This is a genomic window from Ochrobactrum teleogrylli, assembly GCF_037482325.1.
Classification (GTDB): domain Bacteria; phylum Pseudomonadota; class Alphaproteobacteria; order Rhizobiales; family Rhizobiaceae; genus Brucella; species Brucella teleogrylli.
Genome location: NZ_JBBHKQ010000002.1, coordinates 329250 through 355863 on the forward strand (window position 1 = coordinate 329250; position 26614 = coordinate 355863).

A 26614-nucleotide genomic window follows, 5' to 3' on the forward strand; every position below is an offset into this window, starting at 1 on the left:
GCGTCACTCGTGGCTGATACGCGGGTCGATGACCGCGTAGAGAATGTCAACGATCGTATTGATGACGAGGAACCATAAAACGATCACGAGAATTGCACCCTGCACCACCGGGATATCGCGCAGCGAAACACTGTCGATCAATAATGAACCAAGCCCCGGCCAGGAGAAAAGCTTTTCCACCACCACGGCCTGCCCCATCATCGATCCGAATTGCAGACCGATGGTCGTGATGATCAGCACCAGCGCATTGCGCATGACGTGCCATTTCACCAGCCTGAAACTGTTCATGCCCTTTGAACGCGCCGTGCGGATAAAATCGGCCCCCATCACTTCCAGCACGGCTGCACGGGTGGTTCTCGCCAGCAAAGCCAAGGGCGCAACGCCCAAAGTCAGAGCAGGCAGGATGATATTGCGTATGCCTCCATCGCCGTAACCGAAGCTTGGTAACCAGCCGAGTGTCAGCGCAAACAGATACATCGCCAGCAAACCAAGCCAGAATTGCGGCATGGAAAGGCCCGACACCGCGCCGATCATGGTCGTGCTATCGAGTATGCTTCCGGGCTTGAGCGCGGCCAGAAAGCCCAGCGGCACACCAATCAAAATTGCAAATCCCATGGCCGCAAAAGCGAGCTTCAATGTCGGCCACATGCGCTCCTGAATGAGCGAAACAACGGGCTGCCGCGAGCGATAGGACGTACCGAGATCGAACTGCGCCAATTGCACGAGATAATTGCCAAAACGCACGTGAACGGGTTTGTCGAGACCGAATTCCTGCGTGATCTTTTCGACCAGTTTCGGGTCGCTCATGCCTTTGCCACTGGCGACGAGACCGGAAGCAATACTGCCCGGAACAACGCTGAATATGACGAAGACCAGCAACGATACCGCCAGAACTGTCGGTATCATCTGCAAGACGCGGCGGACAATAAAATAGAGCACGCGGTCCTCCTTTCGGATCAGCGATGAAACGCTGGAGCAAAGGGGATTTGTGGCCCGCTCGAAAAAGAGCGGGCCGGTCCATGGAGGCTCGGATTAACGACCCGACGGAACCGTGTCGTCGACCCAAAGCTTTTCATAGGACTGAATTGCAATCTCTGCCGCATTTGGCTGCAAGCCATGCAGCCATGGCTGATGCGCCATGACAGCCTTGTTATAGTTGAAGAACCAGACCGGCGCTTCGTCCTGCAACAGATTGTTGGCTTTCTTCAGAAGCTCATTCTTCTCTTCGTCGGTTTTGGCGGCTTTCGCGGCATCGACAATCTTGTCGAATTCCGCGTTGGAGAACTTCTGATAGTTACAGGCCGACTGCGGTGTCGTGGAATAGAAGCACTGCATCGCCGTCAATGCGTCCGGGCCGCTTTCCAGCGACCACATATAGGCCTGGAAATTACCGGCTGGAACCACATCGGCAAGAACCGATGCTTCGACAGGCTTTGCCTTCACCTTGATCCCAACCTTTGCGAGCATCGGAATGATGGCCTGAACAATGGTCAAGCCCCAGCTTTCATTCTGCGTGGCCGTCAGTTCAAATTCGAAACCATCCGGATAACCGGCCTCTGCGAGCAGAGCCTTGGCCTTCTCAGGGTCATAGGGGTAGGGCTTGGCATCCTTGTCGAAAGCAGGCGACGAGTTCGGGAGCCAGCCAACCGCACGGTAAGCCTTATCCTTGACGAGACGCTTGATGATCAGATCACTGTCGATGGCATAGTTGATCGCCTGACGGACGCGCTTATCCTGAAACGGTTTGAAATCGGGGTTGAAGCCGACGGCTCGCGTATAGGCTTCAGCAACTTCGAGCATGTTTTTGCCGAGTTCCGGATCCGCGCGATAGGTGCTGTATTGTGCCGGCCCGAGCACGGCCACATCGATTTCCTTGTTGCGGAAGGCAACATCGCGCGCTGCCGCATCGCCCATGATCATGATATTGATCTTGTCGGCGTAGGGCTTGCCGTTATCGTAATATTTGTCCCACTTCTCGACCGTCAGACGCGAGCCGGGCACATATTCGGCAAACTTGTAAGGTCCGAGACCGATCGGATGGCGCTGAAACTCTTCGCTGTCGCCCTGTCCCGCAGGATAGATTGCGGTATTGTTGCGCATGAACTGGAAGCCCGGATCAATCGGCTGCTTCAACGTGATTTCCAGCGTGTGATCGTCGATCTTCTTCAGACCCGAAATTTCCTTGGCCTTGCCCTGTGCATAATCCTCAGCGCCCTTGATTTCCGCAATATAGCGCGCTGGAGGCATGGCCTTCTTCGGGTCCATTATCCGGGTGTAGCTCCAGATAATATCATCTGCCGTCAATGGCTTGCCGTCATGGAAAAATGCATCCTGACGCAGCTTATAAGTATAGACGAGCTTGTCGTCCGAAACACCTACATCTGTCGCCAGCGCCAGAACCGGCTTGTTCAGATCCGCATTCCAGTCATAGAGCGTGCGATGAATGGCCTTGGCGTAGAATTCGTCCTGTGTTGCAGGCGAAGCCTGAATATCCAGTGTCGAAAAGCTGTCGCCATAAGGCGCAACGAAGTTGACGACGCCTCCCGAGCGCGGCGTATCGGCAGCAAAGGCCGCAGTTCCGGCCAACAATGCGACGGAGACCGCCGCAAGCAACGCAAATTTCCTCATGATCTTCCCCTTTTGATTTTTGTAGATCGGATGAATGAACGTATTCAGGCAGCGCAACCGAGGCTTCGCTGCCTGTTCTCCCTACGAACGTTCGAACACCACTTCACCTTCGCGAAGGGTGAGCACGCAATGCGTATCGTTGAGAATTTCCTTCGGCTTCGCGGTGAGCATATTGCGCGAAAAGACTGCAATATCAGCCACTTGTCCCGGGATCAGTTTGCCTTTTACGGTTTCTAACTTCTGCGAAAACGCGCCATATTCCGTATAGACCTGAAGAGCCTCTTCAATGGTCACACGCTGTCGCGCATCCATCACGGTTCCCTTGCCCGTTTCGCGCGTCAGCATCGAATAGATGTTGGGATAGGGATTTGGATGACAGACCGGCGCATCGCTTCCCGTTGCCGGTTTGAAACCAAGGTCTTTCCACGTCTTGAGCGGATAGCTTGAAAGAGCCCTCTCCTCGCCCAAAACTGAAATATAGGCATCCCCGAAATCATAGATGAAGACTTGCTGCGGACATGGATAAATGCCCGCCTTCTGCATGCGCGCATGCTGTTCCGGCGTTGAAAATCCGCAATGCTCGATGCGATGACGGCGGTTCGGGTCTGGATAGGCGGTCAAAGCTTTCTCATAAGCGGTGATGAGTTGCCCGATGGCAGCATCACCAATCGCGTGGCAGGCAAGCTGAAATCCCTTCTTGTGCGCATCAAGCACAAGTGCCTCAAGCTCCGCATCGGGCAAAATCTGCACGCCAATATTGTTGTCGTCACCCAGATATGGTTTGCTCATCCAGGCCGTGCGACCGCCCGCAGAACCGTCGAGGAATATCTTGACGGCACCAACCGTCAGCATGTCATCACCGACACCGGAGACCAGCCCGGCCTCATAGCATTTTTCAACGATTGACGGGCCCGGATCGCCCAGCAGTACCAGCCACGTGCGCACCGGCAAACGCTTTTGCAGCTTGGCAATATTATAGGCGCGAATTTCGTCGAAACCTGCAACCTGCCCGACCGCTGCATCCATGACGCTGGTAATGCCGTAAGAAAGCAGCAGATTGCCTGCTGCTTCAATAGCTTCGATCATTTCCTCTGTCGTCGCGGTCGGGATGGCCTTGCGAACCGCGCCTTGCGCGTTTTCGGCAACCATGCCGGTCAGCACGCCGTTCCGCTGCTCGATCAAGCCGCCGTCGGGAACCGGAGAATTTTCATCGATCCCTGCAAGTTCGAAGGCCTTCGAGTTGAAGATCGAAACGTGACCGCAGGCGCGCACGAGCATCACGGGATGGTCTGGCGCAACCGCATCAAGTTCCGATTTATGCGGATGACGACCAATATCCAGCTTGGTCTGGTCGTAGCCGCGCGCCTTGATCCAGGTGCCCGGAGGAACAGAAGCCGCCGTTTCGCGGATTGCATTCAGAAGACTTTCCAGCGTAGGCGCGGCATCAGCCGTTGCATCAATCCATTTGAGCGTCAGCCCGACCGATATCAGATGAAGATGAGAATCGTTTAGTCCCGGTGTGGCGAAACGCCCTTCCAGATCGATCAACTGCGTCTTGTCGCCCTTGAGGCCCCAGACCTGATCTTTAGTGCCGGTGGCAAGCACCTTGCCTTGCCAGATTGCCAGGGCTTCGACTGTGCCCTCTTCGTATCCACACCAGATCGTGCCGTTATAAATTATGGTATCAGCACGCAATTCGGGCATTACAGACATTCAGCGATCCCCTCCCTAAGTCACCGCTTTCATAGAACTATTGAGCAGAGTTCCATTGATGGATCAACCGTTCAAGCCGTGGATTTTGCAAAATTTGTGGGAGCAATTTGAGCAAAATGACGAACCCGTCGACGGTTCGCCGAAACTGCCGAGAATCGCGGCAATCCATCTTCCAAAAATGGAAGCTGGCTAATGGTAGCAACAACTCTGATGGGAAATAATGGTAGCGCAAGCTCATACCGAAGCAAATGTCATTCTATAATGAGCCGCGTAGAAAAGTTGAAGGCGGAGCCCTATGGTCCCGCCCTCCTGTTCAATCAGATAATGCCCAGAGCATCCATGGCTTCTGCCACCCGCACAAAACCGGCGACATTGGCACCGAGGACATAATCGCCCGGCGTGCCATATTCCTCGGCGGTTTCCGCACAAAGATCGTGGATATTGCGCATGATTTCAGCCAGACGCGCTTCCGTCTGCTCGAAGGTCCAGCTATCGCGCGATGCGTTCTGCTGCATTTCAAGCGCCGAAGTCGCCACACCGCCCGCATTGGCAGCCTTGCCGGGCGCGAACAGCACTTTCGCATCCTGGAAAATCTTCACCGCTTCAGGCGTGGAGGGCATGTTAGCGCCTTCACCGACAGCGATAACGCCATTCTTCACAAGCGTCTTGGCATCCTTGCCGGTCAACTCGTTCTGCGTTGCCGACGGCATGGCCACATCGCAGGGAACATCCCAGATCGAGCCGCCCTCAATGTAATGGACGGACTGGCCCTTCTGGCGTGCATATTCGGAAATACGTTCGCGACGCACTTCCTTGATTTCCTTGACGAGATCAAGATCGATACCGTTCTCGTCAACGATATAACCATTGGAATCGGAGCAGGCGACCACTTTGCCGCCGAACTCGATCACCTTTTCCATCGTGTAGATGGCAACATTGCCAGAACCGGAAACCACAACGCGCTTGCCATCGAAATCCTGCTTGCGGGCCTGGAGCATGCGCTGCACGAAATAGGTCGCACCATAACCGGTTGCTTCCTTGCGCGCCCTGGAACCGCCGTAGAACAGCGCCTTGCCGGTCAATACGCCAGCTTCATAGCGATTGGTCAGTCGCTTGTACTGACCGAACATATAGCCGATCTCGCGCCCACCAACGCCGATGTCACCCGCTGGAACGTCCACATATTCGCCGATATGACGATGAAGTTCGGTCATGAAGGACTGGCAGAAGCGCATGATTTCAGCGTCAGAACGGCCACGCGGGTTGAAATCCGAGCCGCCCTTGCCGCCACCAATCGGCATGCCGGTCAGCGCATTTTTAAACGTCTGTTCGAAGCCGAGGAACTTGATGATGCCGACATTGACCGAAGGATGGAAGCGAATCCCGCCCTTGTAAGGCCCAAGCGCCGAATTGAACTGCACGCGGAAACCGCGATTGATCTGTACGCGACCCTGATCATCAACCCACGGCACGCGGAAAATAATCTGCCGTTCCGGCTCGCAAATGCGTTCGATCAGGGCATTGTCGGCATAATATGGTCGTTTCGCAATGACGCGCCCAACACTTTCCAAAACCTCTCGCACGGCCTGGTGAAATTCAATTTCACCCGCGTTGCGATGGAGGACATCTTCGAGAATGGGCTCGAGCTTTTCATGGACGTTGACCAAAATTTCATCTCCAGAGTCGGTATGTAATCTCATAATGATCACTCTCTAGAATAATTTTTGATCAATTTGAATAAGTATTAAGCATTAATTGTGCGCGAAAAGCAGGGGCAACCTTCTTTTCAGACAACAAGCGCCTGAAACGACGCTACAGAAAAAGATCCGACATACAAAAATGCAATGTTATCGAGCATTTGCGTAAAAAATAGCCAACTGAAAGTTACCAACGCAATCATTTCAATTGCGCGACTGGATCGTTTCGATCCATGCCTTGGAGGCGCGGTTTATGGCAACCGCGCCTTGAGTCCTTTACGGGGCACAACGCCTACTGTTCTGAAAACTCCAGAATTGTGCCGCTGGCGTTCTCGGGCAAAACGGCCACGCCTGCCGCCGTTGACGCAAAGGACACGCCATGTGCGGTCAGTGCAGCACGCGCTTTATCCAGTGATCTCACGCGAATGCGCAAGGTTGCAAAAGCACTGGCAGGCGTTTTGTCCAAATCGACATTCGGGTAAAGCGACGACGCTTTCTCGCGATCCAGAACCAGTAGATCGGCCGAGTTCGGCCCGGTCAGAACCTTCCATCCGCCATCGTGCTCAACCGCTTCCCCGGCCTTGAACAGACGGGCAAAACCTTTAGCAGACGTTGCAGGATCGGCAGCAATGATGACGATAGCCGAGAGACCGATAGCACCATTTTCATGTTCGATCAGCTCCGGCAGCCAGACCGTTTCGCGGGTCTTGTGCTGACACATAAAAACCATGCCCTGCGGAACTTCGCTGTCGGCAAAAGAGACTGTTTCAAACGCTGCGACGCCCTCGCCGCCGCCCGGCAGCTGCACCGGGCGCTGGAATGCGCCAACTCCGCCCGTCGCTATATCGAGGGCTGCTAGCTCCGCCTTTGCCTCGCGTGCATTGTCGATCCGGCAGGCGATGGCATGCAGTCCTTCACCTAGCGCCGCAAGTTTCTGGCGCTGGTGCTGATTGCCCGGGGTTTCGGCAACAATGCCTAGAAGCTCGAAGTAATCTTCCGGAAACATGATCGTGTAATTGCCGGTGCCTTTTTCCTTGCTGTGCAGTCCGCGCGGGCTCAGCGCGAATCCGAAGCGACGGTATTGCTCGGCACTTTTCTCCAGATCATTAACCAGCAGAAAAACGTGGTCGACGCCTTTTACCGGGTGAGACATGTGGAGTTTCCTTTTTTGATAAAATCAGATGCTAGTGGATGGAGGCTTATTTCTTTGTCGGCGCCAGCACAATCTCATGAATTGTGACCTTCGGATTCATTCTGGCGACATAGAGCGCGGTTTCCGCCATATCCTCCGGCTGAATGACGTCATCCATGCGCGCGAGATCGAAACCCGGACGGCGCGCCAAAAGCGGCGTCGCCACCTCACCGGGACAAAGCACCGTGGAACGAATACCGTTTTGTCCCTCTTGCGCGTTCAGGCTCGCACTGAGATCGTTGAGCGCGTGTTTGGAGGCGCCATAGGGTACGCCGCCAGCGGGCGACGAAAAACGCCCCGCCCAGGAAGATGTATGGATCATCAGGCCGCCACCCTGCGCCCGCATTGGTGCAAGCGCGGCTGCTATCACGTTGATCGCGCCCTTGATATTGATGTCGATGACATCATCCCATGAATCGAAATCGATATCCGACCAGCTGCGGCGCGGAATGTTAAGCCCAGCATTGTTGCAGACAACATCGAGACGCCCGGTCCATTCGACGATCGCTTCAGCGACATCTGTCATCGCCTTGCGGTCGAGCACATCAGCCGGGAATATCCGGGCCTCGCCGCCTGCAGAAGTAATTTCATCCGCGATGATGGCCAGCGCTTCCGCCTTCCGGCCTGTCAGGGCCACCGGCCAACCCTCGCTTGCGAAACGGCGTGCCATTGCAGCGCCGATGCCCGAACCGGCGCCGGTGACCCAGACCGCTCCGGGCTTGGTTTTGCCCGCATTTTCACTCTGTTCGGGAGAAATCTGGCTCATCAACAAACTCCAAGATAGAAAATCGACATTTATTAACGCATGGTTATCGAGAAATTATACTAATTTTATCGCACAAATTAGTTTATCTTGACAAAATCATAGCGGATTCTAGCATAACGGTGCTTGCATAAGGAAAAGGCCATTGAACGCTGCTTTAAAGAGCAGTTTCAGGGGCTTGAACAATATCGGGACGTGCGGGAAAAGAGGCCGGAAAGCCCTCCTCAACGTCCTTCAGGGGAACATAGAATGCATATCAGAAAAGCTGGCCTTGGCCTGTTTCTCGCAGCCTTTTCACTTGCTACGGCGTCGTCCAACGCTGAAGAAGTGAAGCGCGGCGGTACGGTCATTGTCCATATGAATACCGAGCAGGGCGTACTCAACCCTGCGCTGCGCGCCTCGACCGGCGTATACCAGATCACCGGTCGCATCATGGAGCCGCTAATCGACCGCACTTACGAGGGCTACGTGCCGGTTCTGGCAACGAGCTGGTCTTCATCGGAAGACGGCAAGGCCATCACCTTCAAGCTGCGCGAAAATGTGCGCTGGCACGACGGCCAGCCATTCACCTGCGATGACGTTTCGTTCAGCGCAATGAACCTCTGGAAGAAGCTGCTTAACTATTCGACCACGCTTCAGGCCAATCTCGAAGCTGTGGATTGCACCGATCCGCATACCGCCGTGTTCCGCTATTCCAAGCCGATGCCGCTGGAATTGCTGGTCGCCGCTATGCCTGATCTCGGCCATCCGGTGCCGAAGCATCTTTATGAAGCCACCGACATCCTGAAGAACAAGTACAACTCCGCGCCGGTCGGCACGGGTCCGTTCAAGTTTGTCGAATATGAGCGCGGCCAGCACATCATCGCCGAGCGCAATGATGATTACTGGCGCGGCAAGGAATATCCTTACCTCGACCGCATCATCTGGCGCTTCATGCCGGACAAGGCAGCGGCAGCGGCAGCGCTTGAGGCTGGCGAAATGATGGAAACCGCCTTCAACGGCATTTCCATGTCGGACACCGAGCGCCTCCAGAAGGATGGCCGCTTCGACACAGGCACCAAGGGTTTCGAAAACAACGTTGCCCATTCGACCATCGAGTTCAACCTGCGCAACCCGATCCTTGCCAATCTGAAGGTTCGTCAGGCGATCTATCACGCGCTCGACATCGACTTTGCAATCAAGACGATCATGCGCGGTTATGCCAAGCCGGGTCGCGGTCCGATCCCGAGCGCTGGCGGCGCAAATTATACCGATCAGGTCCAGACCTATCCATATGACGTGGAAAAGGCCAAGAAGCTGCTCGACGAGGCTGGATATCCCGTCAAAGAAAACGGCATTCGCTTCAAGCTGCGCCATCGTCCGGCGCCATGGGGCGAGTATACGCAGCTCTGGGCTGAGTATTATGCGCAAGCCATGAAGGAAGTCGGCATCGACGTTGAAATCCTCACCAATGACGCACCGGGCTTCCTGAACGGCGTCTATCGTGATCACGACTTCGACACGGCAAGCGGCTGGCACCAGTTCCGGTCCGATCCGGCTGTTTCCACCACCGTCTGGCTGCGCTCCGGCGCTCCGGTCGGCACGGCATGGTCCAACCAGTTCGACTATAAGTCTGACGAAATGGACAGCCTGATCGACAAGGCCGCAAGCGAGCTCGACCCGGCCAAGCGCGCCGATCTCTATCACCAGATCCAGCAGCTTGAGATGAAAGACCTGCCGGTCATCTTCGCCATCGAACATCCGTTCGTCGGCGTGACCAACAAGGTTCTCAAAAACCACCACAATACACCACGGTGGGATTCTTCAAGCTGGTACGATCTCTGGATCGACCAATAAGCAATGCCAACCGCTGCCGGTCACCCGGCAGCGGTTCACCAGTTTTAGAATGCTGACTATGAATATCTTGCAGGATAATCCGCAATGTCCCTGCCCCCAATCCTGACCTTTGCGCTGCGTCGCATCTTGCAGGCGGTTCCCGTCATCCTTCTCATCATGATCGGGGCGTTTCTGCTCATCAAGCTTGCGCCTGGCGACACGGTTGACGCGCTTGTCGGTGACATGGGCGGTGCAGACCCGCAATTCGTCGCCAATCTGCGCACGGAATACGGTCTGGACCAACCGGTCTGGGTGCAGCTGTGGATTTACATGACCAAGCTGGCTCGGTTCGATTTCGGCTGGTCCTATGTCTATGAACTGCCCGTGTTGGACGTGCTGATGGCGCGGCTCGTGCCGACGCTCCTGCTGATGATTTCTTCGCTTTCCGTAGCGTTCATTTTCGGCATCACGCTTGGTGCCTTTGCTGCGCGCAAGGCTTATTCGCTGACCGACAATGTCATCTCGACGCTCGGTCTTGTCTTCTACGCCATGCCGAGCTTCTTTCTCAGCCTCATCCTGATGTTCATCTTTTCCGTCAAGCTGGGCTGGCTGCCCGTTGGCGGTTACAAGACGCTTGGCGGTTTTTACACCGGCTGGAAGAATGTCTGGGATATTGCAGTGCACCTCGTCATGCCGACGACGGCGCTTTCGCTGATCTATCTTGCCTTCTATATGCGCCTGATGCGCACGAGTGTGCTGGAAGTCGCCGATCTCGATTATGTCCGAACCGCCCGCGCCAAAGGCGCCAGCGGCGCAAGGCTGATGTTCCATCACATCATGCGCAACGCTTTTCTACCCGTCGTGACACTGCTCGGTCTTCAGTTTTCCACCGTGCTCGGCGGCTCGGTTGTGATCGAAACGATCTTCTCGCTGCCCGGCCTTGGCCAGCTTGCCTATACCTCGGTGATCAAGCGCGACCTCAACACGCTGATGGGTATCATCTTTCTCTGCTCGGTGCTGGTGGTGATCGTCAATTTCATCACTGATCTCATCTATGCGCGGCTTGATTCCAGGATCGAATTGTCATGACATCCCAGGACCTTTCCCTCACCCGCCCACAGGTCTCCCGCACGAAAGTTCTGTGGCAGCGCTTCAGCCGCAACCGCGCTGCCGTGCTGGGCCTTGTTCTTTTCATCGCCGTGGTTCTGATCGCCCTGTTGGCCGATGTCATTGCGCCCGGCGACCCGCTGCGCCGCGCTGGCGAGCCGCTTGTCTGGCCATTTCTCAATGCGGCCACGCCGCTCGGCACCGATCAGCTCGGGCGTGACATCATGGCTGGCATCTTTCACGGCGCGCGTATCTCGCTTCTGATCGGCGTGGTCGCGACCCTGATCTCGATCATCATCGGCATCGTCATCGGTGCACTCGCGGGCTACTATGGCGGCTGGGTGGATGATGTGCTGATGCGCATCACCGAAGCCTTTCAAACCGTGCCGAGCTTCGTGCTGCTTCTGGCGCTGGTGGCGATCTTCGGCTCGTCCATCGAAAACATCATCATCTGCATCGGCATTGTCTCATGGACCGCGCCTGCACGCATGGTGCGCGCCGAATTTCTGGCGTTGCGCCAGCGCGAATTCATCGACGCGGCGCGCAATCTGGGCGTCGGCAATATGTCGATCATCTTCCGCGAAATACTGCCAAACGCTTTGCCGCCGGTGATCGTGTTCGCATCTGTCGTTATGGCCACGTCCATCCTGATGGAAAGCGCGCTCGCCTTCCTCGGTCTCGGTGATCCTAATTATGCCAGCTGGGGCAACATGATCGGCCAGGGCCGCGCCGTGCTCCGCACCGACTGGTTCTGCTCGGTCATTCCCGGCATCGCCATTCTGCTCACCGTTCTTTCCTTCAGTCTGCTTGGCGAAGGCCTGAACGACGCGCTTAATCCGAGGCAGAAGAAATAATGACCGCCGCACCCGTTCTCGAAATCAGCAACCTGCAAATCGCGCTGCCGAAGGGCGCCGACCGTCCTTTTGCCTTGCAGGACCTAACACTGACCATCAATCCCGGTGAAATCGTCTGCCTTGTTGGCGAAAGCGGTTCCGGCAAATCGCTTTCGGCAGGCGCGATCATGCGCCTTTTGCCGGAACCGCATGTGCGCGTGACGCATGGCACGATCAAGCTTGAAGGCACTGACCTTTATTCGCTCAGCGAAGCTGACATGAAAAAGCTGCGCGGCGACCGCATCGGAATGATCTTTCAGGAGCCGATGACAGCGCTCAACCCGCAGAAAACAGTCGGCTGGCAGATCGATGAAGTGCTGCGTCTGCACACCAAACTGGGCCGCAAGGAACGCCGTGCCGCCGTGCTGGGCATGCTGGCAGAGGTGAAAATTCCCGATCCGGAATCCGCTTATAACGCCTATCCGCCTCAGATTTCCGGTGGACAGCGCCAGCGCGTCATGATCGCCATGGCGCTGATCCTGAAACCACGTCTTATCATCGCCGATGAACCGACCACGGCGCTCGACGTGACCACGCAGGCGCAAATTCTGAAGCTGATCCGCGATCTGCAACGCGAGCATGACACGGGCATTCTCTTCATCACGCATGATTTTGGCGTGGTGGCAGAAATCGCCGACCGCGTCGCCGTGTTACGGCTCGGCGAACTGGTCGAACAAGGCCCTGCAAACGAAGTGTTGAACCATCCCCAGCATGCTTACACGAAGGCGCTGATCGCATCGGTTCCCGCACTCACTCCGCCCGAACCAAAGCCGTCAGTTGAAGCCCAACCGATCATTCTCAAGGCGAGCGCTTTACGCAAAACCTTCAAGGCGCGTGGCGGATTGCTGACCGGCAAACGCAGTGCCGTGCCCGCCGTAAAGGACCTTTCGTTCGAATTGCGCCAAGGCGAAACGCTGGGCGTCGTCGGCGAAAGCGGTTCGGGCAAGACGACCGTTTCGCGCATCGTCACGCGCCTGCTGGAAGCAGACAGCGGCACGGTCGATGTGAACGGCAAGGATTTTCTGAGCGCAAGCCCGCGTGAAGTGCGCGCCATGCGGAAGCATATCCAGATGGTCTTTCAGGACCCGATGGCCTCGCTCAATCCGCGCCGCCGTGTCGTGGACCTGATCGCACAAGGCCCCATTGTCCATGGTGTACCGAAGGCTGAGGCGCACGCAAAGGCCCGTGAGTTGCTGGAACTGGTCGAGCTTTCGCCCGCTGCTGCCGACCGTTTTCCGCACGAGTTTTCAGGCGGGCAGCGCCAGCGCATCGGCATTGCCCGTGCGCTCGCTTTGGAGCCGCGCATCATCGTCGCAGATGAACCTGTCTCTGCGCTCGATGTTTCGGTACAGGCGCAGGTTCTGCGCCTTCTGGCCGACCTGCGTGAAAGGCTGAACCTGTCGCTGCTTTTCGTGACGCATGATTTGCGCGTCGCAGCCCAGCTTTGCGACCGCATCATCGTGATGTCCAAAGGCGAGATTGCCGAAACCGGCCCGACGGCTGAAGTCTTCGCCAATCCGCGCCACGAATATACACAGCGTCTGCTTGCCTCAATCCCCGGCAAGAACTGGACGCCACCTCGTTTTGAGAATGCTTGAAGCCATGCAAAAAGTAGAATTCCCACCCTCCATATGGGCCGCCACTGCGCCTCCCCGCACACCGGCGAAGCCGTTAACGAGCGATGCCGAAGCCGATGTTGTTATCGTCGGCGGTGGTTTCACGGGTCTGTCGGCAGCACTTCATCTCGCAAAACGGGGCAAGCGCGTTATCCTGCTGGAAGGCAATGCGGTCGGCTGGGGTGCTTCGGGTCGCAACAATGGTCAGGTCATCCCGACCATGACTTCGGCGGAACCCGACGCAATCGCCAAACGCTATGGCGCTTCGGGCGAGCGCTTTGCCAGACTGATCGGCAATAGTGCCGACATTCTTTTCTCCATCGTGCGCGACGAAAACATTGAGGCCGAGGCCGAGCAGAACGGCTGGTTTCAGCCTGCCCATTCGCCGGGTCGGGTGAAGCTGTCGCAAACCCGTGTGGATGCATGGAAACGCTTCGGCTTCCCGGCAGAGTTTTTCGACCGCGCCGCCACATCGCGGCTGTTGGGGAGCGATTTCTGGTATGGCGGTATGTTCAACCCGACCGGCGGTCATATCAATCCGCTGGCTTTCGCGCGCGGGCTAGCAGCGGCTGCGGAGCGCCATGGCGCAATCATTCACGAGCAAAGCCCGGTTACATCCTATCGGCAGGTGGGCGATTATTGGGAAGTGCGCACCGACAACGCCACAGTTCGCGCCAAAGGCTTTTTGCTCGCGACCAATGCTTATACGGGCGAGCTTCGCGAAAGGCTTGCCCCGCGCCTCGCCCGCACGATCGTGCCAGTACTCTCATGGCAGATGGCGACGGCACCCGTCAGCGACAATCTGCGCGCGACAATTCTGCCCGGACGGCAGGCGGTTTCCGATACGCGTGGCGACCTGCGCTTCTTCCGCTACGATGCACGCAACCGGCTGATCACCGGCGGCATTGTGATGGGTGACTACGATGTCGCCGAGCGCGTAAAGCGCAAGACTGCGCGCGGCATGGCGGAAGCTTTCCCCGCCCTCGGGGAGCCGGAAATCACCCATGTGTGGAGCGGCTTTATCGGCATGACGTGGGATCGTTTCCCACGCATTCATCAGCTTGGCACCAATGGCTGGGCTTGGATCGGCTGCAACGGACGTGGCGTCGCGCTTGGCACATCACTTGGTCGCGAATTCGCGCGTGCGCTCGATGGAGAATCGGTGCAGGAGCTTGCGCTGCCCGTTTCAGAGGCCGCGCCATTGCCTTTTCACAAAGTCGCGCGGAAAATCGCGCCTTTCTATCTCGCCTGGCTTCGGCGCAAGGATCTCACCGAACCCAATCTCTAAATCAGCTTATTCATGTGAAAGGTCAGGTCCATGAATCAAATGCCAATTCTCGAACGCCGCCGCATTGAGGCGATGGTCATTAAGAACATCTATGATGTGCTGCGCGAACGTTCCGGTGACGAAGAAGCCCAAGCTGTAGTTGGCGAAGCTGTCAGCCGTTCGGCAATTGAACAGGGCAAAAGCTTTGCAGAAGAACTGGGCCGCACGCCAACGATCCAGGATTTTGCCGACATCCAGCCGCTGTGGACGAAGGAAAACGCGCTGGAAATCGACGTGATTTCGCAGGGCGAAAACCATTTCGATTTCAATGTCACGCGCTGCCGTTATTCGGAAATGTACCGCGAGATGGGCCTTGGCCATATCGGGCATCTGCTTTCCTGCAATCGCGATGGCGATTTTTGCATCGGCTATAATCCCGCAATGAAGCTGGAACGCACGCAGACCATCATGAAGGGCGCGAGCCACTGCGATTTTCGCTATCGTCTCGACGCCACCGAAGAAAATACGAAGGAAGCCTGATATGCCGGTTGAAAACTGGACGTCGAACCAGCTCGATGAACTCGTCGCATTTCGTCGTGACCTGCACGAAAACCCGGAGCTGCTTTACGATGTAAACCGGACGGCAGACAAGGTTGCCGATGCACTGCGTGCGGCTGGCGTCGATGAGGTCGCAACCGGCATCGGGCGCACTGGCGTTGTCGGCGTCATACGCGGTCAGAGCAACAAGTCTGGCCGTGCCATTGCCTTGCGCGCGGACATGGATGCGCTGCCGATCCTGGAAGAAACCGGCGCGGAATGGTCTTCGAAAGTGCCAGGCAAAATGCACGCCTGCGGTCATGACGGCCACACGACGATGCTTCTCGGTGCGGCCCGCGAACTGGCACAAAGTCGCGCTTTCGACGGCACGGTTATCGTGATCTTCCAGCCTGCCGAAGAAGGCGGCGCTGGCGCCAAGGCGATGATCGATGACGGCCTATTCAAGCGCTGGCCGGTCAACGAAGTTTATGGCATGCACAACCGTCCAAACCTTGCGGTCGGGCATTTCATCATCAATTCCGGCCCGATCATGGGATCAGTCGACGTTCTAGACATCACCATTGAAGGTGTTGGCGGACATGCGGCCTCACCGCATCAGACCATCGACCCAATCCCGGTGACAGCCGCTCTCATTCAGGCAATCCAGACCCTGACAGCGCGCACCATCGATCCGCTGGATTCTGCCGTGATTTCGATCACGACTATTCAGGGAGGCGATGCATTCAACGTCATTCCGCAGAAAATCCGGTTGACCGGCACGGTTCGCACACTTCGCGAGGACGTGCGTAATCACATCGAGGGAAAACTGACCCGTGCAGTGCAGGGCATTGCCGATGCTTTCGGAGCAACGGCAACGCTCGACTATCAGCGCAACTATCCCGTGACCGTCAATCACGAGCACGAAACCGAACTTGCAGCCATTGCTGCCGAAGCCGTCTCTGGCGCTGATCGTGTCACGCGCGACATGCCGGCCACACTTGGCGGCGAAGACTTCGCGTTCATGCTAAACGAAGTTCCGGGCGCGATGATCAATATCGGCAACGGCCCAAGCGCCAATCTCCATCACCCCAAATATGACTTCAACGACGATGTCATTGCCTGGGGTTGCTCTTATTGGACAACTTTGGTGCGTCACCGTTTGCCAGTTTGACGTCATAGAATGCAGTGAGGCAGAATAGTGCCTCACCGCAAAGTTTTAAGCGGCACTTTTCTCCGGAAGCTGTGACGAAATTGGAAACAGCCAGTCATAAGCGATATTGAAAACAAAGGCATAAGCCAGATAGAAAAGCACGATCACCACGTCCATCATCAGCGCGGCGATGATCGAAATGCCCAGATACCAGGCAATAAACGGTATCAGCAGCACAATCAGACCCGCTTCGAACAAGATGGCATGTGCAACGCGGATGGGCATAGTTTTATGCACCGTTCCCCTCAGTCGCAGCGAAGCCCGATCAAATCCAAGATTGAAAAGAAAATTCCAGATAGTCGCGGTAGTGGCGGATATGACGCCGATGACACCCATCGCATCCACCGGCTTATCAAAAATAATCGCCGAGCATGGAATGAAGATTGCCAGTCCAATAATTTCAAACATCGCCGCATGGCGAACACGATCTGCAAAACTACGCACTTATTTATTCCTTGATATTGGTGCGCCCTTTCTATCTATTATTATGGATTTTAAAAGTTAGATACTATCTGGATTTGCGATAGATGAATGTCGAGCTGGACCAACTGGAAGCGTTTGTTGCCGCTGCTGAACACGGATCGTTTTCGGCTGCGGCCCGCCATCTGCGCAAAGCGCAGTCAGCCGTCAGTGTGTTGATCTCCTCTCTGGAAGACGATCTTAACGTCAAACTTTTCAGCCGAGCGACGCGCAGTCCGGCACTGACCGAAGCAGGCGCGAGGCTGTTGCCCGAAGCGCGTCTGATGCTGGATCGGCGTGAACATCTCATTTCAGTCGCACGAAACTTCGATGAGCATGTCGAGTCCCGCCTTGTGGTTGCTCTGGATGAACTCTATCCCGAACCGGCGGTCGCCGCCCTTTTCGCCGCGTTTGCAGAGCACTATCCCCATGTCGAACTCGAATTGCAGTTTCCGCATTCATCCGTGATCGCCGGGCTGCTTAAAAACGGCAAGGTTGATCTTGGCGTCATGTGGCGGCTGGATCAGATACAGCCCGAACTCGGGTTCCAGACCATTGGCTGGGTGCCGCTTGTGCTTGTCTGCGGGAAAAACCATCCCCTTGCGAGCAGCCCCGTGAATTGGGAAGACCTGCGGACGCACCGGCAGATCATGGTTCGCAAACGCAGTGACGAGGACGAAAAACACAGGCTTCGCGTGGCCGCCGAGGTCTGGTGGGTGGAAAGCCACTGGGTCATTCTGCAAATTTTGAAACAAGGCATCGGTTGGGCTTATATCCCGGAACATATATTGCGGGATTCACCATTGGCGGATGAACTTGTCATCCCAAAACTGCAATTCGACGGAGGCGCCCATCCCGTGGCGCTCGAACTGGTCTGGAACAAGCTCCGCCCGCACGGACCCGCCGCCAAATGGCTGAGACAGCAATTTGCCTCAAACAAGTTTTGATCCGGTCAAACGCGCCGCACAAAAGCCGCGACGAGGCACTATTATTTTTTAACAGGAAACTGAAAATTGACGCCCGCAAATATCTGCCATTTCGGCGCGCCGTCGCCTTGATGCCAAGCCGTATATTGCGGCTCGATAAACGCATTCATGGTAATGCCTTTATCAAGCTCGAAAACTTTACCGATACCCAAACCGACCGGAATATACCCTTCATTGTCCTCAAGATTGAAGTTCCATGTTGCAGTCGAGCGAAGATACCAGCCATCCTTCAGATTGTAATTGATGATCGGCTCGACGGTTGCCAAACTTACCCTATCCCGGTCGCCATGCCCTGCGAACGATGTTTGATAGGTCACCAGGCCGCCCAAAAGACCCCAACTTTGCGGCGCAACGATCACGCCCGACGCCCCGACCTGCCATTTTCCGCTGCCAAGTGCGTCATCCGTCGCGGTTGGGATAACCAATATCGGCCCCGCACCGAATGTGATGTCTCCATGCTTGGGGAGAATGAAAATGTCCATTAGCGTCAAATCGCCCAATCCCGTCACATATCCGTCGGGAAACTCCGGCGCTGTGGCGATGGGTAGCGTATACCGTAACAATTGCGGCAAACCGACTATCTCCGCTGGCACCAGTCCACGCAGGAGAAACTGATTGGACCGCCGACCGGATAATCCATATATTTCCGGCACATAATAGTTATGGAAGTTGACGGTAATCTTCGGTGTCAGGGGATTATTGGCGTCGTTTACCGACTGATGCTCTTGCGCTGCAACGCCATTCATCAAAACGAAGGACAACAGCAGTCCAAGACCTGTACGCGTGAAGATCGACATCGCAAGTTTCCCCATTTCATATCGAAAAGGGTATCTTAAACGCACGGAAAATGAAGTTTGTTACAGTAACAAACAGCACATTTTCTGTGTGTGTAGCGAACTACGTTTTGCTAGGTTTCGATCAGAGCGGACATACGCACCAGATCGGCCAGCGATCCTGCCTGCATCTTCTGCATGACATGCGCACGACGCACCTTCACGGTGATTTCCTTCACCTCGAGTTGAGCGGCTATCTGCTTGTTCAATAGACCTTGGACAACGAGCGTGAACACATCGCGTTCGCCCGCTGTCAGGCTCAGCCAACGGTCGTGAATCTCAGAACGCGCTTGTTCGTCCTGCAAACGTTTCCTATCGCCGTCGATGGCCCGATAGACAGCATCCAACAGATCGTGATCACGAAATGGCTTCGGCAGAAAATCAACAGCCCCGTTTCTGATGGCATTGACGCCCATGGTGATATCGCCGTGACCGGTAATGAAGATAACCGGAATGCGAATACCGAGGCCTGTCATCTGGGCGAAAAAATCCGTACCTGTCTGCTCCGGCATTCGCACATCAAGTATCATGCAGGACGGGCCGGACTGGCGTTCGAAATCAAGGAAACTCCGCACAGATTCAAAGCTGATCACCTTCATATCGATGGAAGCAAATAAATCTTCCAAGGCGCGCCGAACCGAGAGATCGTCATCGATAATGTAAACGACCGCTGCGTTCTCGTGTGTAGCCGTCATTGCTCGCCCATCCTGACCGCTGGCACTTCCAGCAGAAACGTCACGCCATTCGACCCGGCACCCAATGCACCTTGGGCATCGGTCCAGATACGACCACCATTGGCCTCTATGATAGTGCGACTAATCGTCAGTCCCAACCCGAAGCCGCCGTCTTTCGTGGTCCAGAACGCATCAAAAAGGTGTTCTCGCGTTGCATTCGTGAGACCTGATCCCGTATCAGCTATCGTAAACCGCAAGCTGGCATTTACGCCGAACTGGGATTTTATCAGGAGAAACCGATCGTCACTATCCGTCCCCGCCATTGCTTCAAGGGCATTGAGGATCAGGTTGCCGATGACCTGCTGTATTTGCACCCGATCTGCCCAAGCGGACGGTAGATCGCTCGCCAAGTCAAGTTGAAGGCGTATCCCATTTCGGTGAAGCTCTGCTGCGGCCAGATCGGCCATTTCACGGATAGCCATGTTGAAATCAAAGCGCCCGATCTTTGGCTTTTCGCCTTTGGACAAGCGGCGAACACGATCAAGGATTTCACTCGCACGATGAGAATCCGCAGATATCCGCTCAAACGTTGATAGAGCACGCGCCACGTTTGGCGGAGTTTGTGACAGCCAACGGTGGCCGGCGCCCGCACTGGTTTCGATTGCAACCAGTGGCTGGCTGACTTCATGGGTAATGGAGCCGGTCAGCTGACCAAGTGTGGTCAATCGTGCAAGTCGCCACAAGCGTTCCCGCGTCTCGTGGGCTTCTGCTTCCGCATCGACCAGTTTCAGGCCTAGATATGCTGTGCACCCGATGGCCACAATGCTGATCAATGTGTTGATGAAACCAACATTATAAGAGCCCGAGCGCGTCAGGCCAAAGCTTACAACAGTCAAGACGATGCAGCCAGCGGCGACACCAATCACTGTGTGGTGCGAGAACAATCTGGCCGAAACCAGTACAATAGCTGTATAGAAAACAGCGGCGGCTATCGCGTAATCGGTGACTGTGTCGAATACGAAAATGGTGGCGCAGAAAATGGCGAGTACCAGAGATGCCGCAATGTCCTGCGGAGACATGCGGCGGAGGCCTTTCATTCGCATTCAACGGCTCCTCTCTGGTGTTCAGTTTGGCACTTCATCCGATCTTATAGCTCCAATCCTTTGGTTTGATCTACCATGATACTTCGCAAGATCCGGCATGCGTTCGGCCCAACACAGCGGCTTCTATGAAAAAGTGACCAGCAGCATAGCTGCTGGCCACTTCCTTCGATGTGACGCTGCGAGGCACCGACAGCGTCACATCAGAACCACTGACCAAAGCGACGAATGTAGAGACTCTTCATGCCTTGGGCGACAACACAGTAGGCGAACAGCGTTGCGAGCAGCCATGGGAAGTAAGCCCAGGGTAGCGGTTGCAAGCCGACCATAGTTCCAAGCGACGAGAATGGAATGTAAATGCCAAGCGCCATGATCAAACCGGTCATCAGCATCACGGGCAAAGCGGCAGTGCTTTGGATGAACGGTATTTTCTGCGTGCGCAGCATATGCACCACAAGCGTCTGCGACAGCAGGCCCTCAATGAACCAGCCCGACTGGAACAGTGACTGCATGTCCGGCGTGTTCGCCGCAAAGACATACCACATCAACGCGAAAGTCGTGATGTCGAAGATCGATGACGTCGGCCCTACCCAAATCATGAAACGACCGATGTTCCGGGCGTCCCATTTTCGGGGTCTTGCCAGAAACTCTTTGTCCATGCGATCCCATGGCAGGGAAAGCTGGGAAATGTCGTACATCAGGTTCTGGATCAGCAAATGGATTGCCAGCATCGGCAAGAACGGTATGAAAGCGCTCGCCACCAGCACGGAGAACACATTGCCAAAATTCGAGCTGGCGGTCATATTCAGATATTTGATGATATTACCGAATGTTTCACGCCCTTTGAGAACACCCTCTTCCAGCACCATCAGGCTCTTTTCGAGAAGGATAATATCGGCAGATTCCTTCGCAATATCAGTGCCACTATCAACCGAAATACCCACATCCGCATCGCGCAACGCTGGGGCATCGTTGATACCATCGCCAAGAAACCCAACCGTATGACCATTTGCCTGCAACGCTTTGAGAACCCGTGATTTTTGCAATGGCGTGAGCTTTGCAAAAACTGTGGCTTCCTCAACCGTCGCGCGCAATTTTTCGTCGTTCATCTTCTCGATTTCTCGACCAAGAATTGGCGTGCCCGGCTCCAGTCCAACTTCACGGCAGATCTTTGTGGTGACGACATCATTGTCGCCAGTGAGTACTTTGATGGCAACGCCATGCTCGGCCAAGGCGGCAATTGCGGGACGTGCAGTTTCCTTTGGCGGATCGAGGAAGGTCAGGAAGCCTTGCACCACCAGCTCTTTCTCATCCGGGATATCATAGCGCGCCACGGTGGAAGACGGATCGATCTCTCGTGTGGCGACCACCAGCACACGGAAACCATCACGATTGTAATCGCGTGCCAGTTCGACAAGTGCTTTACGGCGCACATCATCCAGCGGCTTGATTTCATCGCCGTCGCGAATTGAGGTGGAGATCGCCAGCATCTCTTCCACTGCGCCTTTACAGACCAACAGATGCTCGCCACCAAAGCCTTCAACCACAACCGACAAGCGGCGACGAACGAAGTCGAACGGCAGTTCATCCACTTTTTTGTAGAACCGAGCTGAAGCAGTGCTTGAAGGGCTGTCTTCGGCAAAGCGAATAACGGCTTGATCCATAAGGTTCTTCACACCGCTCTGGTGGTGGCTGTTGAGCCACGCCAGCCGCAATACACTTGGATCACATTGGCCGTTAGCATCAAGATGGTGTTCGAGGATGATCTTGTCTTGAGTCAATGTGCCGGTCTTGTCTGTACAAAGCACATCCATCGCCCCGAAATTCTGGATGGCATTCAGACGCTTCACCACGACTTTGCGGCGCGCCATTGCGACAGCACCTTTGGCGAGGTTCGACGAAACGATCATCGGCAACATTTCGGGTGTAAGACCAACCGCCACAGCGAGCGCAAACATGAAGGCGTCAGGCCAGTCCCCTTTGGTAAAGCCGTTGATCAGCAGGACCACCGGCACCATTACCAGCATGAAGCGGATCAGAAGCCAGCTCACGCTATTAACACCCCGATCAAAGGCCGTTTCTGCGCGCGAACCCACAACCGCTTTCGCAAGCGAACCAAAGTAAGTGCGTGCGCCGGTTGCGACCACGACAGCAGTCGCTGTGCCGCTGACAACATTTGTGCCCATGAAGCAGACCGACGGCAGATCGAGCATGTCCATCTGATCACCGACGGTTGCTTTAGTCTCGGCAGACTTTTGAGCAACAGCGCCAAGCGTGTCATATTTTTCAACCGGTAGAGCTTCACCCGTCAGGGCCGCCTGACTGACGAACAGATCACGCGATTCAAGCAGTCGCACGTCGGCAGGGATCATATCGCCAGCTGAAAGCTTGACGATATCGCCTGCGACGAGTTCGGCCATGGGAACTTCGACCAGTTTTGCTTCCACACTTTGTGCGTTTCCGCTTCCCTGACGGCGCAACACTGTTGCAGTTGTGCGCACCATGGCCTTAAGCGCTTCCGCAGCTTTGCCGGAGCGGAATTCCTGCCAGAAACGCAGCAATGCGCTGAGGAACACCATCGTCAAGATAATCGTCACGCCGGTATATTCCGGGTCTTCGCCGTTGCGCAGCGGAAGAATGATATCCGTAACGGACGATATAGCCGCAAGCGTTACCAACACGGCGATAAACGGGTTTTTGAAGGCGAGCAGAAACTGTACCAACGCGTGCGGACGCTTTTCATGTGCTACATGATTGGGTCCGTCCTTGATCAGGCGGTGTTTCGCTTCAGTCTCAGTCAGGCCGTTGATGGTCGTCCTGAAATTTGCGAGCGTCGTATCAACGCTGTTTTGTGCCTCGCGCACCGCACGCATTGACAGTTTCCTGTCGTCCTTGCGGGCAGCGGCAGATACGGGCTGTTTCAATATGGCATTCATGTCATTATCCTCATGCCGCCACGTCCGGCACGAGCGCTGACATGCCCCCCCTAAGGGTTGTGCAAAGCCATGCCGCACCGTCGAAGCGACGTCCGGTTTGTTTTCCTGTCGAGATTGTGAAAAGCCTGCCCGATTAGCGCTACCGGCGATAACCGAGCGGACCTACTGGGGTCATCGTCCATGGTCTAATTCCACTGTTTGAATGATTTCGCTTATCAATGCACCCAGGTTGACGTTCGGTTCTGCTGCCCGGCAGCAAGCAACAGGCCGAAACGTTCCAGCACCGGCAACGACCTATAGTGTGCAATCTCTTTGGGGTCTGTTGTCCAGCGACATTCCACGCGTCCGTTTTCAGGATTGACGTACCAGATCGTTGTCAGCTGGGGAGCCTTCCCGATGGCTCCGTCACGGTTCACATCGGCTTCAAACACGTGGCTATAAGTGGTTACGCTGCTGCGAGCGGTTCTGCGGCTAATGGAATGCATAGGCACACCAAAGCGCGCGCCAAAATTGGCGATTGCGGCTGCAATATTCATCTCTTACCTCATGACGCGCCACTGCGAGCGTCCGGGCAAGAGCATGAGATTAGCTCTCGTCGAACAACCCCAGTGGCGACAGCTTTCGACTACTGTCGCTTGGCATTGTGTTTTCCTGTGTTGAGGAGCTTGTTGCTCCGACGGCATCTCTTTACCAGATGCGCCTTTCGCGAGCTACGAAAATGCATGGCTTTTGCAAGGTGCATTATGGTACACGTCATATACCAAGGTATACGCCGTGTGATGCTTGAGCAGTCTGCATGCACCGCAGCCGCTGGCGTAGCTCAATTACGATGCTTTTCCAAACCGATCCGCCGATTGATCCAATCGGGCTTGATGGTGGCTTTGGACAGTTCAAGATCGGCAAATAGCTTCTCCTGTACCAACTCAGGCATTTTGCTTGAACGCGGCGATCCCGACGCTCGGCTGACATGCATCAAAACCTGCTCGCAGAAGGCCGTTTCCTCCCCGTCTCCATTCAGCATCCGCATAAAAACATGCATACGCTTGTGATCGACATTCAAGACAGACAGTTCCACGTTCAATATTTCATCGACGTGGCATTCTTTCAAATATCCGATACGGCTATCCATGGTGTAGAGCGTAGCATTATTTGCCTCACGATAAGCAGCATCGATGCCAATTCGGTCCATATAGGCAGTAGCGGCATCCGAAAAGACGATACCATAGGCATAGTCCCCCATATGGCCGTTATAGTCGATCCAGCCCGGCGAAACGCTTGTGCGATAGATGGGCAACGCTTCGCTCATGCTTATTTCCTCCGCTCCAGCCAAGCATAGAACTCTCCGACGATACCTTTACGGAAGAGGATGACGCATGCCATGAAGATGATGCCGGTGACGATTGTGACGGGGAAGTCGGACGTTGCGAGATAGTTCTGCAAGGCGACGACGAAGGCCGCGCCGACGATGGGCCCGATCAGCGTGCCGATCCCGCCAAGCAGTGTCATCAAGATGACTTCGCCCGACATCTGCCAGCCGACATCGGTCAGCGTTGCAAACTGGAAGACGAGCGCCTTCAGACCGCCTGCAAGGCCCGCAAGAGCAGCCGACATCACGAAAGCGGCCAGCTTGTAGCGATTGACGGAGTAGCCGAGCGATATGGCGCGGTTTTCATTCTCGCGCACCGATTTCAGGATCATGCCGAAGGGCGAGTTGATGATGCGCCAGATGGCAAACACGCCGAGCACGAACAGCGCCAGCACGAAGTAATACATGTTCATCGGATTGTTGAGATCGATGAAGCCAAACAGATATCCGCGCGGCACGCCCTGCAAGCCGTCTTCGCCATGGGTGAAGGCAGCCTGCAGGCAGAAGAAGAAGAACATCTGCGACAGCGCAAGCGTGATCATGGTCGAATAGATGCCCTGTCGGCGAATGGCCAGATAGCCGATGACGAGGCCAAGCGCTGCGGCGGCAAGAATGCCGAGGATCAGGCCCACTTCCGGCGTCACGCCCCATTCCTTCACCGTATGCGCGGTGATATAGGCCGCACCGCCGAAGAAGGCTGCGTGGCCAAACGAGAGAATGCCGGTATAGCCGAGCAGCAGGTTGAACGCCGAGGCAAACAGCGCAAAGCACAGCATCTTCATCAGAAAGATCGGATAGACCACGAAGGGTGCTGCGGCCAGTGCGACGATGGCGATGATGAGGATGGTGGCCGACAGGCTGTTGATCGCCGGTTTGCGGGTCGGGGTGGCGCTATTGCTTGCAGCCGTTGCTTTAAGAGCGGTATCAGCCATATCAGGCCTCCTTCCCGAACAGTCCGGCGGGTCGCACCAGAAGGACGATAGCCATGATGACGAAGATGACGATGCTGGAGGCTTCTGGATAGAAGACCTTGGTCAGCCCTTCGGCCAGACCCAGCACATAGCCGGTGATGATGGCGCCGAGGATCGATCCCATGCCGCCGACAACCACCACGGCAAAGACCACGATGATGATGTTCGAACCCATCAGCGGGCTGACCTGATAGATCGGGGCGGCCATGATGCCGGCAACGCCCGCAAGGCCAGCACCCAGCGCATAGGTGAAGGTGAGAAGCAGCGGCACATTGATGCCGAAGGCCTTGACCAGTGTCGGGTTTTCGGTGGCGGCGCGCAGATAAGCGCCAAGCTTGGTCTTTTCGATCAGAAGCCAGGTGCCAAGGCAGATGATCAGCGAAGCCATGACCACCCAGGCGCGATAATTCGGCAGGAACATGAAGCCGAGATTATTGCCGCCTGCAAGCGACGGTGGCACCGCATAGGGCTGTCCGGCAGCACCATAATAATAGCGGAACGTGCCTTCGATCACGAGCGCCAGGCCGAAGGTGAAGAGCAGGCCGTAAAGCGGATCGAGATTATAAAGCCGTGACAGCGCCACGCGCTCGACAATCGCGCCGCCGAGACCGACGATGATCGGGGCCAGAATAAGCGCTGGCCAATAGCCGATGCCAAGCCAGCTCAACAGCAGATAACCGACAAAAGCGCCCAGCATATATTGCGCGCCATGGGCAAAATTGATGATGCGCAACAGCCCGAAGATGATGGCAAGGCCAAGGCTCAGCATGGCATAGAACGAGCCGTTGATGAGACCGACCAGCAATTGGCCGAGAAGCGCTTGCAGGGGGATTCCAAAAATCATTGTCATG

24 protein-coding genes are annotated in these 26614 nt (G+C 55.6%); 9 read left to right on the plus strand and 15 right to left on the minus strand.

Annotated elements, in window-relative coordinates; translation table 11 throughout:
• Window positions 1-3 precede the first annotated feature (3 nt).
• The 3 genes from WIX40_RS19075 to WIX40_RS19085 form a co-directional block, all read right to left on the minus strand.
• A complete protein-coding gene (locus tag WIX40_RS19075; protein ID WP_124915492.1) occupies window positions 4-939 on the minus strand; it encodes an ABC transporter permease in 936 nt (311 codons plus the stop codon).
• A 93-nt stretch (window positions 940-1032) separates the two neighbouring features.
• Window positions 1033-2628 (minus strand): ABC transporter substrate-binding protein, encoded by a 1596-nt coding sequence (locus WIX40_RS19080; protein WP_339441472.1) that lies wholly within the window; start codon window positions 2626-2628, stop codon window positions 1033-1035.
• A gap of 81 nt (window positions 2629-2709) precedes the next feature.
• Window positions 2710-4332 (minus strand): amidohydrolase, encoded by a 1623-nt coding sequence (locus WIX40_RS19085; RefSeq protein WP_371830919.1) that lies wholly within the window; start codon window positions 4330-4332, stop codon window positions 2710-2712.
• 67 nt (window positions 4333-4399) lie between these two features.
• On the opposite strand from WIX40_RS19085, the gene WIX40_RS19090 reads away from it, so the two are divergent.
• The gene (locus WIX40_RS19090; protein WP_280176216.1) at window positions 4400-4534 is read left to right on the plus strand and encodes a hypothetical protein; all 135 of its coding nucleotides are present in this window, start codon (window positions 4400-4402) and stop codon (window positions 4532-4534) included.
• A 124-nt stretch (window positions 4535-4658) separates the two neighbouring features.
• Here the strand turns inward: WIX40_RS19090 and gdhA are convergent, their stop codons facing one another.
• The 3 genes from gdhA to WIX40_RS19105 form a co-directional block, all read right to left on the minus strand.
• Window positions 4659-6008: an NADP-specific glutamate dehydrogenase gene (gene gdhA, locus WIX40_RS19095; RefSeq protein WP_167836069.1), complete on the minus strand. Its 1350-nt coding sequence runs from the start codon at window positions 6006-6008 to the stop codon at window positions 4659-4661.
• A gap of 322 nt (window positions 6009-6330) precedes the next feature.
• Window positions 6331-7191 (minus strand): VOC family protein, encoded by an 861-nt coding sequence (locus WIX40_RS19100; protein WP_339441474.1) that lies wholly within the window; start codon window positions 7189-7191, stop codon window positions 6331-6333.
• Window positions 7192-7237: 46 nt separating this feature from the next.
• On the minus strand, window positions 7238-7996 hold the full coding sequence (locus WIX40_RS19105; RefSeq protein ID WP_339441475.1) for an SDR family oxidoreductase: 759 nt from the start codon (window positions 7994-7996) through the stop codon (window positions 7238-7240).
• A gap of 246 nt (window positions 7997-8242) precedes the next feature.
• On the opposite strand from WIX40_RS19105, the gene WIX40_RS19110 reads away from it, so the two are divergent.
• The 7 genes from WIX40_RS19110 (at window position 8243) to WIX40_RS19140 (ending at window position 16399) form a co-directional block, all read left to right on the plus strand.
• Window positions 8243-9829 carry an ABC transporter substrate-binding protein gene (locus WIX40_RS19110; RefSeq protein WP_339441476.1) on the plus strand — a complete coding sequence of 529 codons (1587 nt, stop codon included), beginning with the start codon at window positions 8243-8245 and terminating at the stop codon, window positions 9827-9829.
• 84 nt (window positions 9830-9913) lie between these two features.
• Window positions 9914-10897, plus strand: a complete 984-nt coding sequence (locus tag WIX40_RS19115) for an ABC transporter permease (protein WP_109365939.1) — start codon at window positions 9914-9916, stop codon at window positions 10895-10897.
• Window positions 10894-11769: an ABC transporter permease gene (locus tag WIX40_RS19120; RefSeq protein WP_339441478.1), complete on the plus strand. Its 876-nt coding sequence runs from the start codon at window positions 10894-10896 to the stop codon at window positions 11767-11769. Before WIX40_RS19115 ends, WIX40_RS19120 begins: the two co-directional genes overlap by 4 nt.
• Window positions 11769-13406: an ABC transporter ATP-binding protein gene (locus WIX40_RS19125; protein WP_339441480.1), complete on the plus strand. Its 1638-nt coding sequence runs from the start codon at window positions 11769-11771 to the stop codon at window positions 13404-13406. Before WIX40_RS19120 ends, WIX40_RS19125 begins: the two co-directional genes overlap by 1 nt.
• A gap of 4 nt (window positions 13407-13410) precedes the next feature.
• Window positions 13411-14712: an NAD(P)/FAD-dependent oxidoreductase gene (locus tag WIX40_RS19130; protein WP_339441481.1), complete on the plus strand. Its 1302-nt coding sequence runs from the start codon at window positions 13411-13413 to the stop codon at window positions 14710-14712.
• 30 nt (window positions 14713-14742) lie between these two features.
• Window positions 14743-15231 (plus strand): L-2-amino-thiazoline-4-carboxylic acid hydrolase, encoded by a 489-nt coding sequence (locus tag WIX40_RS19135; RefSeq protein WP_109365936.1) that lies wholly within the window; start codon window positions 14743-14745, stop codon window positions 15229-15231.
• Between the two features lies 1 nt (window position 15232).
• Window positions 15233-16399, plus strand: coding sequence for a M20 aminoacylase family protein (locus tag WIX40_RS19140; RefSeq protein ID WP_339441482.1), 1167 nt, complete (start codon window positions 15233-15235; stop codon window positions 16397-16399).
• 45 nt (window positions 16400-16444) lie between these two features.
• On the opposite strand, the gene WIX40_RS19145 is transcribed toward WIX40_RS19140, so the two are convergent.
• Window positions 16445-16882 carry a PACE efflux transporter gene (locus WIX40_RS19145; RefSeq protein ID WP_339441483.1) on the minus strand — a complete coding sequence of 146 codons (438 nt, stop codon included), beginning with the start codon at window positions 16880-16882 and terminating at the stop codon, window positions 16445-16447.
• 83 nt (window positions 16883-16965) lie between these two features.
• Here WIX40_RS19145 and WIX40_RS19150 point away from each other — a divergent pair, with 83 nt between their 5' ends.
• Window positions 16966-17844 (plus strand): LysR family transcriptional regulator, encoded by an 879-nt coding sequence (locus WIX40_RS19150; protein ID WP_339441484.1) that lies wholly within the window; start codon window positions 16966-16968, stop codon window positions 17842-17844.
• Window positions 17845-17885: 41 nt separating this feature from the next.
• Here WIX40_RS19150 and WIX40_RS19155 read toward each other — a convergent pair whose 3' ends face one another.
• From WIX40_RS19155 to WIX40_RS19190, 8 genes are all read right to left on the minus strand, one after another.
• Window positions 17886-18629, minus strand: a complete 744-nt coding sequence (locus WIX40_RS19155; protein WP_339441486.1) for a hypothetical protein — start codon at window positions 18627-18629, stop codon at window positions 17886-17888.
• 161 nt (window positions 18630-18790) lie between these two features.
• Window positions 18791-19411: a response regulator transcription factor gene (locus tag WIX40_RS19160; RefSeq protein WP_339441488.1), complete on the minus strand. Its 621-nt coding sequence runs from the start codon at window positions 19409-19411 to the stop codon at window positions 18791-18793.
• Entirely contained in the window at window positions 19408-20469 is a 1062-nt protein-coding gene (locus WIX40_RS19165; RefSeq protein ID WP_339441489.1) for a sensor histidine kinase, read from the minus strand. Before WIX40_RS19165 ends, WIX40_RS19160 begins: the two co-directional genes overlap by 4 nt.
• A 224-nt stretch (window positions 20470-20693) precedes the next feature.
• Window positions 20694-23426, minus strand: a complete 2733-nt coding sequence (gene mgtA, locus WIX40_RS19170) for a magnesium-translocating P-type ATPase (protein ID WP_339441490.1) — start codon at window positions 23424-23426, stop codon at window positions 20694-20696.
• Window positions 23427-23641: 215 nt separating this feature from the next.
• The gene (locus WIX40_RS19175; protein ID WP_339441492.1) at window positions 23642-23962 is read right to left on the minus strand and encodes a hypothetical protein; all 321 of its coding nucleotides are present in this window, start codon (window positions 23960-23962) and stop codon (window positions 23642-23644) included.
• A gap of 284 nt (window positions 23963-24246) precedes the next feature.
• A complete protein-coding gene (locus WIX40_RS19180) occupies window positions 24247-24732 on the minus strand; it encodes a thioesterase family protein (protein WP_339441493.1) in 486 nt (161 codons plus the stop codon).
• Window positions 24733-24734: 2 nt separating this feature from the next.
• Entirely contained in the window at window positions 24735-25724 is a 990-nt protein-coding gene (locus WIX40_RS19185; protein ID WP_339441495.1) for a branched-chain amino acid ABC transporter permease, read from the minus strand.
• 1 nt (window position 25725) lies between these two features.
• Window positions 25726-26613, minus strand: coding sequence for a branched-chain amino acid ABC transporter permease (locus WIX40_RS19190; RefSeq protein WP_339441496.1), 888 nt, complete (start codon window positions 26611-26613; stop codon window positions 25726-25728).
• Window position 26614: the final 1 nt, after the last annotated feature.